The organism is Corallococcus sp. AS-1-12 (assembly GCF_020036995.1).
Classification (GTDB): domain Bacteria; phylum Myxococcota; class Myxococcia; order Myxococcales; family Myxococcaceae; genus Corallococcus.
This window is the reverse complement of sequence record NZ_JAIQDD010000004.1, coordinates 428,659-444,143: the sequence shown is the minus strand read 5'-3', so window position 1 is coordinate 444,143 and position 15,485 is coordinate 428,659. Positions and strand designations below refer to the sequence as shown.

Here is a 15,485-nt window from a genome sequence, read left to right as displayed (position 1 = left end):
GTCAACGGCAGACGCGGATGGGCGGCTCGATGAGGAACGGCTCGGTGGCGTCCGGGTCATCCGGGTCGAACGCGGGCGACATGGGCCCCGCGCCGGTGGGCTTCCACCTGCGCGGCACGCGCTCGATGCCCACCGGGTAGATGGTCAGCGCCCCGTCCTTGCCAATGCGCATGCGCAGGAAGTTCTTCCAGTCCGGCAGCGCGAGCGACCCGAAGGCTTCATTCGAGTGCGCGCCGAAGAAGTTCACGCTCAGCCAGAGGTACAGGCCCGTGATGAACGGGCCCACGAGGAAGCCGCCCACGAAGGTGAACGCGCAGGAGAAGAAGAACTTGCCCGCCAGGTGCAGCCAGCCGTCCGCGCAGTGCGCGCCATCCGGTGACAGCACCGGACACACGCCCAGCTTGCTCACCGTGAAGTACGTGGCGCCCCAGGCGATGAAGAACGCCGCCACGATGTGCGCCACGCCGTGCAGGCCGCCCAGCAGCGCGCGCCACCTCCCGAGCGCCGCGTCCGCCAGCCCCGCGAGTCCTCCCACCGTCACCATGCCGAGGATGAGCGTCCACGGCCGGTTGACCATGCTGTTGGCCACCGCCGTCACCACCTCCGGCAGCCGGGAGAGGCCCAGCGAGCCCACCTCCGCGTAGGCCGCCAGCGCGAGCAGCAGGTACCACAGGCCGGTGATGAGCCCGAACAGCGGGCTGTAGCGGATGAGGAACAGGTTCTTGCGCGCGAGCTTCCGGGACGTGGCCTCGTCCGGGAAGCTCTTGCGCAGCGTGGAGCCGTCGCGCAGCACGGGCGCCGCGGGCGCGTGCGTGGGGTGCATGAACGCGCCGCCTCCGCCCGCGGTGATGCGGTGCTGGCCGGTGTCGTCCTCGTGCCGGCGGTAGTGGTGCAGGTCGCCCGCGAGGAACACGGCGATGCGCCGCCCGAGCACCTTCTCCTCCAGGTACTCCAGGTTGTTCTCCAGGTAGCTGCCCTTGGCGCGGCGCGCGGCCGCGGCCAGCACCCACGCGGGCTCCGCGTTGCAGAGGATGACGCGGTCGTCCGGGCCCATCTGCTCCGCGACGTGGCGGAAGTACTCCACCTGGGGCACGTCGATGTCGCTGTTGAGCTGCACGTCCGTGCCGATGAGCCACCAGTTCCGGGGCAGCTTCAGCGCGAAGTAGCTGCGGCTCTGCCGCGTGCGGCGCCCGGCCAGCCAGCGCTGCGCGCAGAACAGCCGCATGAAGGCGGACAGGCCGTCATACCAGTCGTGGTTGCCCGGGATGACGAACAGGTCCGGGTGGGGCGCCTGCGAGCGGCGCATGGCGGCCTCGTAGGGCTGCACCGTGCGCTCCTCGTACGTCTCGCGGCTGGCGCCCGGGTAGACCTCGTCCCCGCCGAACACCAGCACGCGGCCCCGGGGCGTGACGTGCGCCGTCCTGCCGTCCTCCTCCGGGAGCTTGAGCTCCGGCAGCGCCAGCAGGCGCGCCACCGCGTAGGTGGAGTCCCAGCCGTCGCCGATGTCGGAGACGTAGTCGAGCCAGAAGTCGCCGTCCGCGCCGGACTCCTCCGAATAGTCGAAGTAGGGCTGCTGCGGCCGCACCACCGCCTCGATGAGCCGGTGGTCCGCCCGCGCGCCGAACACCGTGGCCACCACCGCGTCCAGGCCCGTGCGCAGCACCTGCGTGGGGTGCAGCCAGCGCACCATGTCCGCGTGCTTCTGGGGCTTGGTGGCGGTGGCGCTGCCCCGCTCGCGCACCAGGTGCGGCGCGGGCGCGGGGCCCTGCTCGTCCCAGGGCGCGGGCGGGTCGTGGAGGCGGTCCTCCTCGGGCCGCGTGGGCTCACCGGCCATCGCGGGGACCCCGGACGGCGGAGGAGAGGGATGGGGCGGCGGGCGGCGCCAGCGTGGACCGGAGAGCCATGGACCCCTGGCTTAGCATGTCTGCCCGGGGCTCCTGGAGGGCAGGCAGGCGTGGTTTCCGTTCCCTGGCGGGATGGTCCCTGCGACCCTTGGGGGCATGTCGAGCGCCTCCCTGAAGGACTTCCCCGTCGTCGTGCCCTTCCCCGTGCACTGGAGCGAGATGGACGCGTACGGGCACGTCAACAACGCCCGCACGTTCACCTGGTTCGAGTCCGCGCGCATCGCGTACCTGGCCCGCATCGGGCTGGTGGGGCCGTCCGCCGCGGGCGCGGACATGACGACGGCGGACGGGGTGGGGCCCATCCTGGCCAACACGCATGCGGACTACCTCAAGCCGGTGGTGTTCCCGGTGAACCTGGTGGCGGGGGCGCGCGTCACGCGCGTGGGCAACGCCTCCATCACCTTCGAGCACGTGGTGGCGGGCGCGGACGACGGGGTGCTCTACACGCGCGGCGGCTCCATCGTCGTGACGCTGCGCTACGCCACCCATGAGAAGGTGCCGGTTCCACCCTCGGTGCGTGCGGCCATCGAGAAGCTGGAGGGGCGGGCCTAGACGGGAGGAGCCTCGTGCCGGGGGCCAGGACTTCACCCACGTGCGCGCTTCGCGTGGAGGTGCGCGGGGACGCCCATCCCGCCAGCGCGGCTGTTGATCAGCCCATGCCCAGCGGGTGCAGCCGCACCGCGCGGACCAGCTCCGCCACGCGCTCGGGGGTGGGGGGCACCGGGCCCACCCTCGCGAGCTTCCCCGCCGCGAAGGCCGTGCTCGCGCGGGCGCAGGTCTCCAGGTCCTGGCCCGCCAGCCTCGCCGCCAGCACGGCCGCGACGAGCGCGTCGCCCGCGCCCACGGTGCTCGCCACCTCCACGGGGGGCGGCAGGGCCCGCCACGCGCCGTCGTCCGACACGAACAGGGCGCCGTCCGCTCCCAGCGACACCACCACCAGCCCGATGCCTGTCGCGTGCAGCTCGCGCGCGGCGCTCGCGAGGTCGCCCGCGTTCCTCAAGGGGCGCGCTACCAGCTCCTCCAGCTCGTGCGCGTTGGGCTTCACGAAGTCCGGCTTCGCGGCCACCGCGTGGCGCAGCGGCGCTCCGCTCGTGTCCACCGCCACGCGCGCGCCCTTCGCGCGCAGGCGCTGCGTGAGCGTGGCGTAGATGGACGCGGGCACTCCCGCAGGCACGCTGCCCGCCAGCACGAAGCAGCCGTTCTCCTCCGCGAGCGCCTCCAGCGTCTCCAGCAGCGCGCCCAGGGCCTCCTCCGGCACGCGCGGGCCCGGCAGGTTCAGGTCCGTCACCGCGCCGCCCGTGCGGTCCACGACCTTGAGGTTCACGCGGCTGGAGCCCGGCAGCCGGAGGCAGCGGTCCTGGATGCCCCGCTCGCGGAACAGCGCCTCGAACAGCGGCGCCGAGTCCTCGCCCAGGAAGCCCGTGGCCGTCACCGGCCGGGGGCCTTGCGCGAGGAACGCCGCCACGTTGATGCCCTTGCCTCCCGGCGTGCGCGTCTCCGCCACCACGCGGTTCACCGCGCCCGCCGTGAACCCCGGACACTCCAGCGTCTGGTCGATGGCCGCGTTCAACGTGACCGTCACCACGCCCGGCTTCGTCGGCCTCACGCCTTCGCTCCCTTCCGGGCCAGCAGGCCGCGCACCAGGCCCCGCACCTCCGCGGCGCTGCCGCACTCCAGCGCGGCCCGGGCCACGGCTTCCGCGTCCGCCAGGGAGATGCTCCGCAGCAGCGCCTTCACCGCCGGGATGCTGGGGATGGCCACGCTCAGCTCCGTGACGCCCAGGCCGGACAGCACCACCGCGCCGGACGGGTCCCCCGCGATGCCGCCGCACGCGCCCACCCGGATGCCCGCCCGCCTCGCCGCCTTCACCGTGAGGTCCACCATGCGCAACACCGCCGGGTGCAGGCCGTCCGCCCGCGGCGCGAGCACCGGGTTGCGCCGGTCCATGGCCAGCAGGTACTGCGTCAGGTCGTTGGTCCCGAGGGAGAAGAACGACACGTCCCGCGCCAACTGCTCCGCCATCATCACCGCGGAGGGCACTTCCATCATGATGCCCGTCTCCACCGGCGCCGCGCCCACTTCACGTCGCACGGACTCGGTGATGGCGCGGGCCTTCGCCAGCTCCTCGGGCAGCGCCACCATCGGATACAGGATGCGGACCGGGCCCTCCATGGACGCGCGCAGGATGGCGCGCAGTTGCGTGCGGAACAGGTCCTCCCGCTCGAAGCACAGCCGGAGGCCGCGCACGCCCAGGAACGGGTTCTCCTCCGCCGGCAGCGACAGGTAGGGCACGTGCTTGTCCCCGCCGATGTCCAGCGTGCGCAGGGTGAGCGGCAGGCCGTCCAGCGCGCGCACCATGGCGCGGTACGCGTGGAGCTGCTCCTCCTCGCCGGGCGGCTCGTCGCGCCCGAGGAAGAGGAACTCCGTGCGCATCAGGCCCACGCCCTCGCCGCCCGCGTCCACGGCCTTGAGGGCCTCCGCGGCCTCGTTGATGTTCGCGGCCACCTCCACGCGCCAGCCGTCGAGCGTGATGGCGGGCTGGTGGCGCTTCACCTGCTCCTCTTCGCGCCGCAGGCGGATCCGCTCGCGCTGGTGCGCGGCCCGGGCCCGGTCCCGCGCCGAGGGCCCCACGACGAGCACGCCCGCGTCGCCGTCCAGGATGCAGTGCTGCCCGTCGCGCAGGTCCAGCACGGAGGGCCCCAACGCCACCACCGCCGGCAGGTCGAGCGAGCGCGCGATGATGGCCGTGTGCGACGTGGTGCCGCCGCCCGCCGTGCACAGGCCCAGCACCAGGGCGGGGTCCAGCTTCGCGGTGTCCGACGGCGTCAGGTCCTCCGCCAGCAGCACCACCGGATGCTCCGGGAAGGTGGGCTCGCCCTCCAGCACCCGGGCCAGGGGCCGCAGCACGCGCCGGCCCACGTCCCGCAGGTCCGCGGCCCGCGAGGCCAGCACCGGTTCGTCCATCGCGGCCAGCGCCTGCGCGCGGCTCTCGAAGACGCGGCGCCAGGACGCGCCCGCGCTCAGGCCGGTGTCGATGAGGCCGTGTGACTCGCGCAGCAGCTCCGGGTCGTCGAGCAGCTCCAGGTGCGCCTTGAAGATGGCGGCCCGCCGGGCTCCGGCCTTCTGGAGGAAGCCCTCGTGCAACTGGCGCAGCTCCGCCGCCGCTCCGGCCAGGGCCGACTCCAGCCGTTGGTGTTCCCGCGCGGCGTCCGCGGCCCGCTCCTCCACCTCCAGCCGTTCGCGCTGGAAGGCCCACACGGGCCCGGCCGCGATGCCCGGCGACGCGGACAGGCCCGCGACCAGCGTCCCCTCGTAGTCGAGCATGGCGGCGGGCTCGGGCTCCGGTGCCGGCGTGGGAGCGGCGGGAGGCTCCTCGCCCAGGCCGGCGTCGAAGGCCTGTTGCAGGGCGAGCAGCGCCGCCGCCGCGTCGTCCCCCGCCGCGGTGAGCGTCAGCGGGGAGCCGCCCCGGGCGCCCAGGCGCAGCAGCGACAGGAGGCTGCGGGCGTTCGCCTGCCGCCCCTCATGGTGGACGGTGACGTCCGCGCGGAAGCGGCGCACCACCTCCACCACCAGGGTGGCGGGGCGCGCGTGCAGGCCGTGCGGGGAAGGGGACAGGACCTGGCGCGAGAGGCCCTCGAAGGCGGGAGCGTCCTGCTCCGCCCAAGCGCGGGAGCCCTGGAGCGCCTGGATGATGGCGGCCGTGTCCAGGGTGGAGGCCAGGGCCACGGCCCGGGCCTCGTCGTCCAGCACGCCGGTGAGGTTGGCGAGCACCTGGAGGTGTTCGTCGGACCTGGCCGCGATGCCCACCACGAGGTGCGCGTGGCCGTCCTCGCTCCAGACGACGCCCGAGGGGAACTGCACCACGACGACGCCCGTCTGGAGCACGAGGTGGCGCGCCTCCGGCAGGCCGTGCGGGATGGCGATGCCGTGGCCGAGGAACGTGGCGGACACCTGCTCGCGCTTGAGCATGCTGTCGACGTAGCCGGGCGAGATGAAGCCCGACTCCACCATCACCTGCCCGACCAGGCGGATGGCCTCCGCCTTGTTCGTGGCAGACCATCCCAGGCGGACCTGTGACGGCGTCAACGACAGCATCGGTGCTCCTTGCCTCGGGTGCGCGCGCGCTTCACGCGGGGAATGACGGTGCATCCTGCCCGGTGTCCGCCCCGCCCGCGCGGGCTCGCCGAGCCCCGTCTTCCGGGTAACAGCTCCCAGAAGAGAAGACCTTCCGCCCGCGACATGACGGCCAGGCGACGCCGGGTGTCCTCGCGCGTGACGGCCCGCATGGGGGTGTTAAAGGGGAAGCCGTCATGTCTGACAGCGTCCTGGACTTCTACGAAGGGCTGGCCGAGGAGTACCACCTGCTCTTCGCGGACTGGGAGCAGTCGGTGGACCGGCAGGGCGCGGTGCTGGACGCGCTCCTGCGCCGCTCGGGCGTCGCGCCGCCGCGCCGGGTGCTGGACTGCGCGTGCGGCATCGGCACGCAGGCCCTGGGGCTGGCGGCGCGAGGCTACTCCGTGCACGCCACGGACCTGAGCCCCTCCGCGGTGGCGCGAGCGGAGCGGGAGGCCCGCGCCATGCACGTGAGCCTCACCACCGGCGTGGCGGACATGCGGATGCTGGACTGGCAGGTGCCGGGCACCTTCCACGTGGTGATGTCGTGCGACAACGCCGTCGCGCATCTGTTGGAGGACTCGGACCTGGAGGACGCCGCGAACGCGATGGCGTCGCGCCTGGTGCCCGGCGGCCTGCTGGTGGCGAGCCTGCGCGACCACTCCGCGCTGCTGGAGAAGCGGCCGCGCTTCACGGCGGAGCGCGTGCTGGACACGCCGATGGGCCGCCGCGTGCTGTTCCAGGTATGGGATTGGGCGGTGGATGAAAGGCAGTACACGGTGCGCCAGTTCATCCTGCGCCAGGAGTCCGGCATCTGGCACACGACCGAGCACACCGGCGTCTACCGCCTGCTCCAGCCCGTGGAGCTGGAGCAGGCGCTCACCCGGGCGGGGCTGGTGGATCCGCGCTGGTACACGCCGGAGGAGACCGGCTTCAATCAGCCGCTCATCACCGCGCGCAAGCCCTGAGCCGCATCAAGCGCGCGAGGTCCGCGAACCGCTCCGGGATGCCAGCGCTTCGTGCCACCACGACTCCAGCTCCGCGAGCACGAACGGCGCCGCGTGACGGCGCACCGTGACCGCGGCCTTCCACCAGACGCGGGCCGCGTGCTCCCCGGCGCGCAGCGTGTCCATCAGATGCGTGGGAGGTAGCAGCGCGAGCAGCAGGTAGAACGCCAGCAACCAGCCCAGGCCCTCCCGGAGCAACGGCGCGAGCGGCACCTGCTCCTGGCGTGCGTCAGGGCTCCCCTGTCCATGCGGCGGTCGGTCCACGGCATCCCTCCTGACGACAGTTGTAGTCATGAGCGGTATGCCATGGCTACAGTTGTAGTCAAGAGGCCTTGCCGCGAGGGAGGGCCCAGACGTCTTCCGAGGGCCGGTAGGCGCGGGCGTCCTTGCCGGCGGTGCCGTGGGCCTTGGTGTCGAGCAGGCCCGCGTGCCAGAGGTTCTGTTTGAGCTTGAAGACGGTGGACGGGTTGATGTCCGGGCCCCGCAGGCCGGGCTTCAGTGTGCCGGAGGGGTCCGCGAGGAAGAGGGCCGCGGCCAGCGCCGGGTCGTCGTGGCCCGCGGCCACGGCCAGCTCCGGCAGCGTGAGGCTTCCGCCGTGGGCGGTGAGGGTCCGGTGGATGAGGCGCACCGCGGGCTGACGGATGAGGACGAAGCGCGCCACGGCGGCGAAGGCCGCGTGCACGTCCAGCAGGCGCTTGCGCTTGTCGTAGCGGGCGTCGGGGTCGAACTGGAGCGCGGCCAGGAGGTCCGCCACGGTGCGGCCTTCGAGCGTGGGCCTCCAGTCCAGGTCCAGCAGCCCGAGCGTGTTGGCGCCCGTGGCCGCGTGGCGCCGGGAGCTGTCGCTCCCCAGGTCCTGCCAGTGCGCGGCGAGTGACTTCAGCAGCTCTCCGGAAGGCGCACCCCGGTCCGCGAGGAACGCGGCGGCGAGGTAGTTGAGCGGGTGGTTGAGCTGGAGGCTGCGCGCGGCGGGGACGCCTTCGAGCAGCGAGGAGGCCTGGGTGACGGCTCGCGGCAGTGGAGAGGGATCCGCGGGCGGAATGACCTCCACCCAGTGCTTCGCGTCCCGAGCCAGGATGCCGACCCCGATGCTCTTCGCCTGCGCCAGGGTGGGGGCGCGGAGGTCGGCGGCGGAGGCCGGCAGCGCGAGGTACGCGTGGTGGACGCCCGGGCGATAGCTGTGCGCCTGGCCCAGGCCCTGGACCCAATCCCTCTCGGAGGCCTTCACTTCGATGCCCGTGACGAGGACGCCCTCGGGCCGCGCCACGCTGCACAGGATGTCTGGCCTTGTGCCCTCCAGCGTGAGCCGTGTCATCGGCTCCAGCTCCCGGGCGAACGGGCTGCGGACATACGAGGGATGCGCGTCCACCAGCAGGTGCAGGACGCGCGATTCGCGCAGCCCATGCGTGAGCAGGTGGTGCTTCAGCTCGCGGACGACCCTGGCCTCGGCGTGGGGCATGCGGCTCAGGCGCGCTTCGCGTCCGCGGGGGCGTTGGGGTGGCGCGCGAGCATCATGCGCAGTGGCGGCTGCCGGCGGACCAGCTCCTGCTTGAGCAGGTGCGCGATGAGCGCGGGCGGCGCGGCGCTCCAGCGCGCGATGTTCTGCACCAGCATGGGGGAGCGGTACGTGCGCCCGCACAACAGCGACGTCGTCTTTCCGTCCACCGGCATGCCCACGAGCGCGCCCAGGGCGCGGCCCTCCGTGTTGAGGATGAGCTCCACCTTCTCTTCTGACGGACCGGTGGAGAAGCGCTGGCGGAGCAGCTCGCGCGCGGTGCGGCGGGTCTGCTCCGGGACGTCCCGGTCCACCGTGAGCTTGTGGTGCTCCATCAGGCGGCGCATCGCCCACAGGCGGCGGAAGAGGGCCGCCGGCAACTGCGGGTTGCGCACGAGGAAGCGGCGCACACCTGTGTCCGCGGCGAAGGCGGCCCGGGCCACCAGCGCCTCCAAACCCACGGGGTTGCGGTGGTGCCTCGCGATGAGCCGCGCGTGCGCGAGCCCCACCCGTGAGTTCTCCAGCACGGCCTTGATGACGGCGGGCACCGGGTCGAAGCACAGCGCGGACAGCTCCGGGTCCTCCGCCCCGTGCGCGAGCGCCACCCGCTGGTCCTCCGGCAGCGCGTGCAGCCGCGTCTCGAAGAGCTTGCGGTAGTCACCCTGGACCGTTTCGGGCACGTCGTCCGTGGCACCGGCGTCGTCTTCCGTGCTGTCGCCTGCCTCCGCCTCCGGCAGTGGCTCCGTGTCGCTCGCGTCGAGCGCTGGCGCCGGCGCTTCCGGTGGCCGCACCGTGTTCGCGGGGCTCGTGGCCGCCGTGCCCGGGAGCAGCGCGCCTTGCGACACCAGCCTCGTGAGGATGTCTCGCAGCTTGTCGGGGGGGAGCCCCGTCAGCGCGGGCAGGTCCTTCTCGCGCGTGTGGCCGTCCAGCCGCGACAGCACGAAGCCCTCCTCCGCGTTCAGCGGGAGCCGCCGCAGGTCCACCGCCGGGTTCAGCTTGGGCGTCCAGTCACTCATGCGCGCCCCGAGTCTTTCACGACACGCGAGGTTCGCGCCTCTCTCCAGCTCCGCCGTCCGCACCGGATTGTTCCCAACCGGTCCGAAAACGACGGGCCGCGTCGAGGACCGCCTGGCTGCCCTCCTGCCCTTGGTCCCCGTGAGCGGTGTCGCGGCCGGCACGAAGAGGGCCCGCATGGGTTGACGAGAGGCGGGCGGCTGGACACAACTTCACTTCATGTCCGACCGCATCCAGACCTATGCCGAGTTCTGGCCGTTCTATCTGCGCGAGCACTCGCAGGCGTCGACGCGCTGGTTGCACTTCGCGGGCACCAGCCTGGGCGTGGGCCTGGGCGTCACCGCCGCCGTCACCGGGCGCGGCGCGCTGATTCCCGCCGCCCTGGTGTGCGCCTACGGCTTCGCGTGGGCCAGCCACTTCAAGATCGAGCACAACCGCCCCGCGACCTTCAAGTACCCGCTCTGGTCGCTCATCTCCGACTTCCGCATGGCCGCGCTGATGCTGGCGGGCCAGTTGGGTCCGCACCTGGAGCGCGCGAACTCCGGCGCGCCTGCCGCCGGCACCCTGGCGCCGGCCCCCGTCGAGAGCCGCTGACGCTCGCGGCTCCGCGGGTCCGCTACCTCGGCGGTGGCGGACCGAAGCGGCCCGCGCGGTAGCCCGCGAAGGACCTCAGGATGTCCTCCTGGGTGTCCCCGATGAACGGCCCGTGGCTCACCAGCGGCTCGCGCTGCGGCTGCCCCGCGTACAGCAGCACCCGCGCTCGCGTCGTCCCTGTGACGTGGACGACGCTGTCACCGCCGGACACCGGCCGGTCCAGCCAGCCCACCTGCCCGGGCCTCAGCGCCCGGCGGTCCGGCCCCACCGCGACCTCTCCCTCCAGCACGTAGAAGAAGCCATTGTACGACGCGGGCAGGTCCTGCGCGATGGACGCGCCCGGCTCCAGCCGGAGCTCCGCCAGCGTGACGGGCACGTAGTTCTTCGTCGCCGACCGCACCGTCCCCGACGTGCCGCTGTACAGCCGCACCTCCACGCCCGGCTCACGCCGCACCGGCAGCTCCGCGTACGGCAGGTCCTGGTAGCCCGCGGGCACCCAGCGCTGCGTCTTCGGCAACGTGAGCCAGAGCTGGAGGATGCGCGCCTGGCCCAGGTCGCCCTCCAGGCCCTCGCCGTGGATGACGCCGCTGCCGGCCGTCATCCACTGCACGTCACCTTCACCCAGGCTGCCGCTGTCGTGGGTCATCCCGCCCTTCACCACGAGGGTCACCGTCTCGAAGCCCGCGTGCGGATGCGGCCCGCCAATGGGCTTGCCGTCGATGCGGTCGTCCATCAACAGGATGAACGGATCCGACCGCGCGTAATCCTCGGGTGAGATGACCGGCACCACCGTGTGGGCGGGCCCGAACTGCCCCTGCGTGGGTTCGGGCAGGTCGATGATCCGCTCCAGCCTTCGCTCCAGGACGTCCATCCGCTGCGTGCTCATGACGGCTCCCTCCTTTCCGGTTCAGCTCAGCGCCGGGTAGCTCGTGAAGCCCTTCTCCTCGCCCTGGAAGAAGGTCGACGTGTCCGGCGTGTTGAGCGGGGCGGACCGGCGGAAGCGCTCCGGCAGGTCCGGGTTGGCGAGGAACGGCACGCCGTACGCCACGAGGTCCGCCTCGCCGCGCTCGATGACCGCCTCACCGGCCTGCGCGTCGTAGCCGCCGTTGGCGATGACGACGCCCGGGAAGGCCTTGCGGAGATGCGGGGTGATGCGCTGCTCGGCGCTCACGGCGGCGGGGCCCGTGACGGCCTCGGTCACGTGCAGGTACCCCAGGCCCAGCCGGCCCAGCTCGCGCGCGATATGCGCGAAGGTCTCCACGGGGGTGGAGTCCGTCATGCCGCCGTAGGGGAAGTTCTGCGGGTGGAGCCGGTAGCCCACGCGCTCCGCGCCCCAGACCTCCGCCACCGCGCGCGCCACCTCCAGTGGAAAGCGCGCCCGGTTCTCGATGCTGCCGCCGTACGCGTCCGTGCGCTGGTTGGAGCCGTCCCGCAGGAACTGGTCCAACAGGTAGCCGTTGCTGCCGTGCAGCTCCACGCCGTCGAAGCCGGCCTCCTTGGCGTTCCGGGCGGCCTGGCGGAACTGCTCGACGACGCCGGGAAGCTCATGCGTCTCCAGGGCCCGGGGCGTCACCGCGCGCTTCTTGCCCTGGAACGTGAAGACGTCCTGCTCCACCAGGATGGCGGAGGGCGCCACCGGCAGCTCGCCCCCGTGGAAGTCCGGGTGCGACACGCGCCCCACGTGCCACAACTGCGCGAAGATGAGGCCGCCCGCCGCGTGGACCGCGTCCGTCACCTTCTTCCAGCCCGCCACCTGCTCCGGCGAGTGGATGCCCGGCGTGCGGATGTACCCGACGCCCTGGGGGCTGACCTGGGTGCCCTCCGTGACGATGAGGCCCGCGGACGCCCGCTGCACGTAATAGGTCACCGCCAGCGGGTTGGGGACGTTGCCGTCCACCAGCGCCCGGCTGCGGGTCATGGGGGCCATCACCAGCCGGTTCTTCAGTTCGAGCCGGCCCAGGCGGAGGGGGGAGAGGAGCTTGGATGTATTTGCCATGGCCGGTGAATGCTCCCGGCGCTATGGACGCGCCATGGCATCCAGTCCAAATAAATTGACCGATCGTCCAGAGTCGCTGGAGGCCCAGGGGGCGGATGTCCTGGCGGACGTCCTGGACACCCTGCGCCTGTCCACCCGGATGCACGGCCGCTTCGAGCTGTTCGCGCCGTGGGGGCTCCAGTTCGGAACCTCCCCGGGCGCGCACATCATCCTGGTCGCGCGCGGAGGGGCCCGGCTGGAGGTGGAGGGCGTTCCGGGAGCCCTGGAGCTGTGCGCGGGGGACCTGGCGGTGCTGCCGCATGGCGGAGGCCACACGCTGCGCGACGCGGAGGACAGCCCCGTTCATGTCCTGGCGCATGGGGCCTGCGCGAGCGCCCGCGGAAAGGGCTCCATCCGGCTGGGCGGCGACGGCGAGCGGACGACGCTGGTCGCGGCGTCCTTCCAACTGGGCGTCGCGCCGCGCACGCTGCTCTTCAAGGAGCTGCCCCGTGTCATCCACCTGGCCGCGGACGACGCGGCGACGGCGCCGTCACTGGCGTCCACGGTGCAGTTGCTGCTGACGGAGAGCGCGTCGTCGCATCCGGGGGCCACCGTCATCATGAGCCGGCTCGCGGACATCCTGCTGGTGCAGGCCTTGCGGGCGCACATCATGAAGTCGGAGGGTTCATGCCGGGAGAGCGGGCTGCGGGCGCTGGCGGATCCGCAGATTGGCAAGGCGCTCGCGCTCATCCACGAGCGCCCCGAGGAGCCCTGGACGGTGGAGAGCCTCGCGTCCGCCGTGGCGCTGTCGCGGTCCGGCTTCGCCGCGCGCTTCAGTGAACTCGTGGGAGAGCCGCCGCTGGAGTACCTGGTGGGGTGGAGGATGATCAAGGCCGCCCAGCTCCTGCGCGAAAGCGAGCTGCCCCTGAGCGAGGTCGCTCCGGCCATCGGCTACCAGAGCGAGGCGTCCTTCAACCGGGCCTTCAAGCGTTGGGACGGGACCGCCCCCGGCGCGTACCGGCGCAGCCACCGCCGGGCGTGAGGAGGGCATCGGAGGCCCGTGGTCCTTGTGCACCGTCACGAGTGTTGCGTCACGGGGGCGACTCGGGCTGGAGATCCTTCTCTGGAGACGCGGCGTCCCACCCCGACCGACAGTCGGACAAATCTTCCAAGGCCGCATCAGCCAAGCTCGTCTCTGAGCGTTCTGCTCGGGGCTCGCAGACGGAGTGCCTGTCCGGAGCGGCTGGAGGTGGTGGTTTCCCGCTGTCCTGCTTCATGACGAGGGCCGCAGAGTGAAGGGTGGGGGCAACCCCGAGCACTGCGTTGGCCTCGGCGGCTGTCGCGAGACGGCCAAGGCCCTGCCCTGTCTCTTTGGAGAGGGCTTCCGGTGGCGTGTCCTGCTCCGCGGCTGATCCGAGGCGCTCTTCCGAACAGAGGCGTGCCTTCAACGACTCGTCCTGACCAGGAGTTGACGTAGGAGCGCAAGAGTTGCCCTCCTCAGTGCTGGGGAGTGTCACCAGCGCAGCGTCCCGCGTGGTTGCTGATACAGGGGGCGTGAGGACGCACTCCTGTGTCAGGTGGGCCTCGGGTGAAGCCTGCTCATGAGGAGCGGGGGAGAAGGCATTCAGCACAAGCTCATCGCAAGCCTTCATCAGCGCCGGCAGCTCGTGCTGAAGCGCCCGTACGTCGCGCTCGTGGAGGACTGCCATCGCGCGGGAGGCCCACGCGCGCAGCGCGGCTCCGCCCAGGAGCGGCAGCAGTTCGGCGGCGCCTCCCATGAAGGCCCGTTGCAGGGACTGGACGAGGAGGACATGCCCGGGCCGCTCCGCCACGCGCGCCGCCTCCCGAAGCAACTCGAACTCCGTCTGGGCGCAAGCTGTACCCGACTCCCAGCGCGCCGCGTCCTGGAGCCGGAAGCACGCGCTCCCCAGCCGGTCCAGGTCGCGGTCCGAGGCCTTCGCGCAGCAGTCGACCAGCAGCTCCACCAGCACCTGCCGCTTGAGGCTGAAGTAGCCCTCCAGAAGCCACCGGGCCTGCGGGGAGCGCGCGTCATGCAGCGCCAGGCCCAGGTTCTCCAGCGTCAGCGACTCATCCAGGGCCACCGCGCGAGTCTTTCGCCCGGGGCGCTGCACCACCAGGCCCCGCGCCGCCAGCCGACGCAGCGCCTCGCGGATGGTGCCCCGGCATACCTCATAGCGACGCGCCAGCTTCGCTTCGGAGCCAAACTGCCCGCTCGGGTGCAGCCGCCCCAGCGCGATATCGCGTTCGATTTGCGCTTCCACGTACGCCACGAGTCCTCGCCGTTCCATCCCCATCCCCCTCCTCGTTCCAGCATCGCCATCCCACCACAGGGGTCTGACATGGACGTGCGGCCCACCTTCCGCATCGCGGACTTGCCGGGCCCGCCCCCGGGCGGCGGGCGGCGAAAACCTGTCCGACTGTCGGACAGGTTTTGAGGCAACCGGCCCCGGGCGGGCGCCTCTGTCCGTGCGTGCCCCACCCTGGCGGTCGCGCACGCACGGCGTCACGACTCATGCGGTGGAAGCGGGGCCGACAGTCGGACAGGTTTCGGGGGAACCGAAACCGGGCAGATGCCTCTGCCCGGTTTCCGCCCTGCTGTCCGTGCTCGCACCCCATCGCCGCGCTCCGTGAGGCGTGCGTCCTCGCGGAGAACTTCGGGTCGCGGGGGTTCTTCACGGACCGCTGGCGGCCTGGTGGGGCTCAGCCTTCTTCTTTGGGAGGCGGGCCGCGGAAGGCATCCAGCTTCTTCACGGCCTCCAGCTTCACGGCCTTTCCCTCTCGCGCGGAGTGGTAGAGCGCTTCAATGATGCGCATGTCCGCGAGGCCTTCCTCGCCTGGCGTGTGCGGGATGACGTTCTCCTGCACGCAGCGCGAGAAGTGGTCCATCTCCCTGGCGAACGGCTGGGCTGGCTGAAGCCGCGCTCCACCGTGTCGTTCGCCTTGGGAAGGACTTGGACTTCAGGCCCACGCGCAGGCGCAGCTCGCTGTAGGCGAAGCCGGGGTCCATGGACGCCCAGCCGTCCGTGTCCATCAGCCGCAGGTCCTTGGTCTCGTGCGTGCTGTAGTGGCTGGTGCAGTGCGCCTGGAAGCCGGAGGGGAAGCGCAGATGGAAGGCGAAGGACTCCTCCACCTCCTTGAAGCGCGGGTCGTTGGGGGGCTGTGGCTGAAGCCCATCACCTCCGTGGGCTCCTCGCCGCTGAAGTAGCGCGCGGCGGAGAGGCAGTAGATGCCCACGTCCGGCAGCGCGCCGCCGCCCGCGAGTGCCTTTTTGTGGCGCCACTGGTTGGGCTCGCCTTGGTTCTGGCCGTTGTTGGCGGTGAAGAGCTTGAGCGTGCCCAGTTCCTTGTCGCGCGCCATATGGATGA

The 15,485-nt window shown here is 72.1% G+C and carries 14 protein-coding genes and 1 pseudogene; 4 read left to right on the top strand and 11 right to left on the bottom strand.

Annotation, left to right across the window (positions count from 1 at the left end; translation table 11 throughout):
- Position 1 precedes the first annotated feature (1 nt).
- Positions 2 to 1,834, bottom strand: coding sequence for a metallophosphoesterase (locus K8556_RS09110; protein WP_370639899.1), 1,833 nt, complete (start codon positions 1,832 to 1,834; stop codon positions 2 to 4).
- 166 nt (positions 1,835 to 2,000) lie between these two features.
- Between K8556_RS09110 and K8556_RS09105 the strand changes: the two genes are divergently transcribed.
- Entirely contained in the window at positions 2,001 to 2,456 is a 456-nt protein-coding gene (locus tag K8556_RS09105; RefSeq protein WP_223739633.1) for a thioesterase family protein, read from the top strand.
- A 97-nt stretch (positions 2,457 to 2,553) separates the two neighbouring features.
- Here K8556_RS09105 and pfkB read toward each other — a convergent pair whose 3' ends face one another.
- Together pfkB and ptsP are read right to left on the bottom strand one after the other, a co-directional pair.
- Positions 2,554 to 3,510: a 1-phosphofructokinase gene (gene pfkB / locus K8556_RS09100; protein WP_223739632.1), complete on the bottom strand. Its 957-nt coding sequence runs from the start codon at positions 3,508 to 3,510 to the stop codon at positions 2,554 to 2,556.
- The gene (gene ptsP / locus K8556_RS09095) at positions 3,507 to 5,999 is read right to left on the bottom strand and encodes a phosphoenolpyruvate--protein phosphotransferase (RefSeq protein WP_223739631.1); all 2,493 of its coding nucleotides are present in this window, start codon (positions 5,997 to 5,999) and stop codon (positions 3,507 to 3,509) included. Before ptsP ends, pfkB begins: the two co-directional genes overlap by 4 nt.
- Before the next feature lie 215 nt (positions 6,000 to 6,214).
- On the opposite strand from ptsP, the gene K8556_RS09090 reads away from it, so the two are divergent.
- Complete coding sequence (locus K8556_RS09090) at positions 6,215 to 6,985, top strand: bifunctional 2-polyprenyl-6-hydroxyphenol methylase/3-demethylubiquinol 3-O-methyltransferase UbiG (protein ID WP_223739630.1); 771 nt, start codon at positions 6,215 to 6,217, stop codon at positions 6,983 to 6,985.
- A gap of 6 nt (positions 6,986 to 6,991) precedes the next feature.
- On the opposite strand, the gene K8556_RS09085 is transcribed toward K8556_RS09090, so the two are convergent.
- From K8556_RS09085 to K8556_RS09075, 3 genes are read right to left on the bottom strand one after another with little or no spacing between them, the layout of a single operon-like run.
- On the bottom strand, positions 6,992 to 7,288 hold the full coding sequence (locus K8556_RS09085) for a hypothetical protein (RefSeq protein WP_223739629.1): 297 nt from the start codon (positions 7,286 to 7,288) through the stop codon (positions 6,992 to 6,994).
- Between the two features lie 58 nt (positions 7,289 to 7,346).
- On the bottom strand, positions 7,347 to 8,480 hold the full coding sequence (locus K8556_RS09080; RefSeq protein ID WP_223739628.1) for a hypothetical protein: 1,134 nt from the start codon (positions 8,478 to 8,480) through the stop codon (positions 7,347 to 7,349).
- 5 nt (positions 8,481 to 8,485) lie between these two features.
- Positions 8,486 to 9,532 (bottom strand): hypothetical protein, encoded by a 1,047-nt coding sequence (locus K8556_RS09075; protein ID WP_223739627.1) that lies wholly within the window; start codon positions 9,530 to 9,532, stop codon positions 8,486 to 8,488.
- 217 nt (positions 9,533 to 9,749) lie between these two features.
- Between K8556_RS09075 and K8556_RS09070 the strand changes: the two genes are divergently transcribed.
- A complete protein-coding gene (locus tag K8556_RS09070; RefSeq protein ID WP_223739626.1) occupies positions 9,750 to 10,124 on the top strand; it encodes a DUF962 domain-containing protein in 375 nt (124 codons plus the stop codon).
- Between the two features lie 22 nt (positions 10,125 to 10,146).
- Here K8556_RS09070 and K8556_RS09065 read toward each other — a convergent pair whose 3' ends face one another.
- Positions 10,147 to 11,010 (bottom strand): pirin family protein, encoded by an 864-nt coding sequence (locus K8556_RS09065; RefSeq protein ID WP_223739625.1) that lies wholly within the window; start codon positions 11,008 to 11,010, stop codon positions 10,147 to 10,149.
- 21 nt (positions 11,011 to 11,031) lie between these two features.
- On the bottom strand, positions 11,032 to 12,120 hold the full coding sequence (locus K8556_RS09060) for an alkene reductase (protein WP_223739624.1): 1,089 nt from the start codon (positions 12,118 to 12,120) through the stop codon (positions 11,032 to 11,034).
- A gap of 55 nt (positions 12,121 to 12,175) precedes the next feature.
- Here K8556_RS09060 and K8556_RS09055 point away from each other — a divergent pair, with 55 nt between their 5' ends.
- On the top strand, positions 12,176 to 13,141 hold the full coding sequence (locus K8556_RS09055) for an AraC family transcriptional regulator (RefSeq protein WP_223739623.1): 966 nt from the start codon (positions 12,176 to 12,178) through the stop codon (positions 13,139 to 13,141).
- 49 nt (positions 13,142 to 13,190) lie between these two features.
- Here K8556_RS09055 and K8556_RS09050 read toward each other — a convergent pair whose 3' ends face one another.
- The 3 genes and pseudogenes from K8556_RS09050 to K8556_RS39720 form a co-directional block, all read right to left on the bottom strand.
- Positions 13,191 to 14,414: a FadR/GntR family transcriptional regulator gene (locus K8556_RS09050; RefSeq protein WP_223739622.1), complete on the bottom strand. Its 1,224-nt coding sequence runs from the start codon at positions 14,412 to 14,414 to the stop codon at positions 13,191 to 13,193.
- Between the two features lie 406 nt (positions 14,415 to 14,820).
- Positions 14,821 to 15,006 (bottom strand): Gfo/Idh/MocA family oxidoreductase, encoded by a 186-nt coding sequence (locus tag K8556_RS09045; protein ID WP_223739621.1) that lies wholly within the window; start codon positions 15,004 to 15,006, stop codon positions 14,821 to 14,823.
- Positions 15,007 to 15,339: 333 nt separating this feature from the next.
- Positions 15,340 to 15,477, bottom strand: a pseudogene (locus K8556_RS39720) (gfo/Idh/MocA family oxidoreductase); the annotation flags it as partial.
- Positions 15,478 to 15,485: the final 8 nt, after the last annotated feature.

Coding starts and splice junctions, on each gene's coding strand:
- K8556_RS09110 (WP_370639899.1), bottom strand. CDS start 1,834: ATGGCCGGTGAGCCCACGCGGCCCGAGGAGGACCGCCTCCACGACCCG.
- K8556_RS09105 (WP_223739633.1), top strand. CDS start 2,001: ATGTCGAGCGCCTCCCTGAAGGACTTCCCCGTCGTCGTGCCCTTCCCC.
- ptsP (WP_223739631.1), bottom strand. CDS start 5,999: ATGCTGTCGTTGACGCCGTCACAGGTCCGCCTGGGATGGTCTGCCACG.
- K8556_RS09090 (WP_223739630.1), top strand. CDS start 6,215: ATGTCTGACAGCGTCCTGGACTTCTACGAAGGGCTGGCCGAGGAGTAC.
- K8556_RS09080 (WP_223739628.1), bottom strand. CDS start 8,480: ATGCCCCACGCCGAGGCCAGGGTCGTCCGCGAGCTGAAGCACCACCTG.
- K8556_RS09075 (WP_223739627.1), bottom strand. CDS start 9,532: ATGAGTGACTGGACGCCCAAGCTGAACCCGGCGGTGGACCTGCGGCGG.
- K8556_RS09070 (WP_223739626.1), top strand. CDS start 9,750: ATGTCCGACCGCATCCAGACCTATGCCGAGTTCTGGCCGTTCTATCTG.
- K8556_RS09065 (WP_223739625.1), bottom strand. CDS start 11,010: ATGAGCACGCAGCGGATGGACGTCCTGGAGCGAAGGCTGGAGCGGATC.
- K8556_RS09060 (WP_223739624.1), bottom strand. CDS start 12,120: ATGGCAAATACATCCAAGCTCCTCTCCCCCCTCCGCCTGGGCCGGCTC.
- K8556_RS09050 (WP_223739622.1), bottom strand. CDS start 14,414: ATGGGGATGGAACGGCGAGGACTCGTGGCGTACGTGGAAGCGCAAATC.
- K8556_RS09045 (WP_223739621.1), bottom strand. CDS start 15,006: ATGGACCACTTCTCGCGCTGCGTGCAGGAGAACGTCATCCCGCACACG.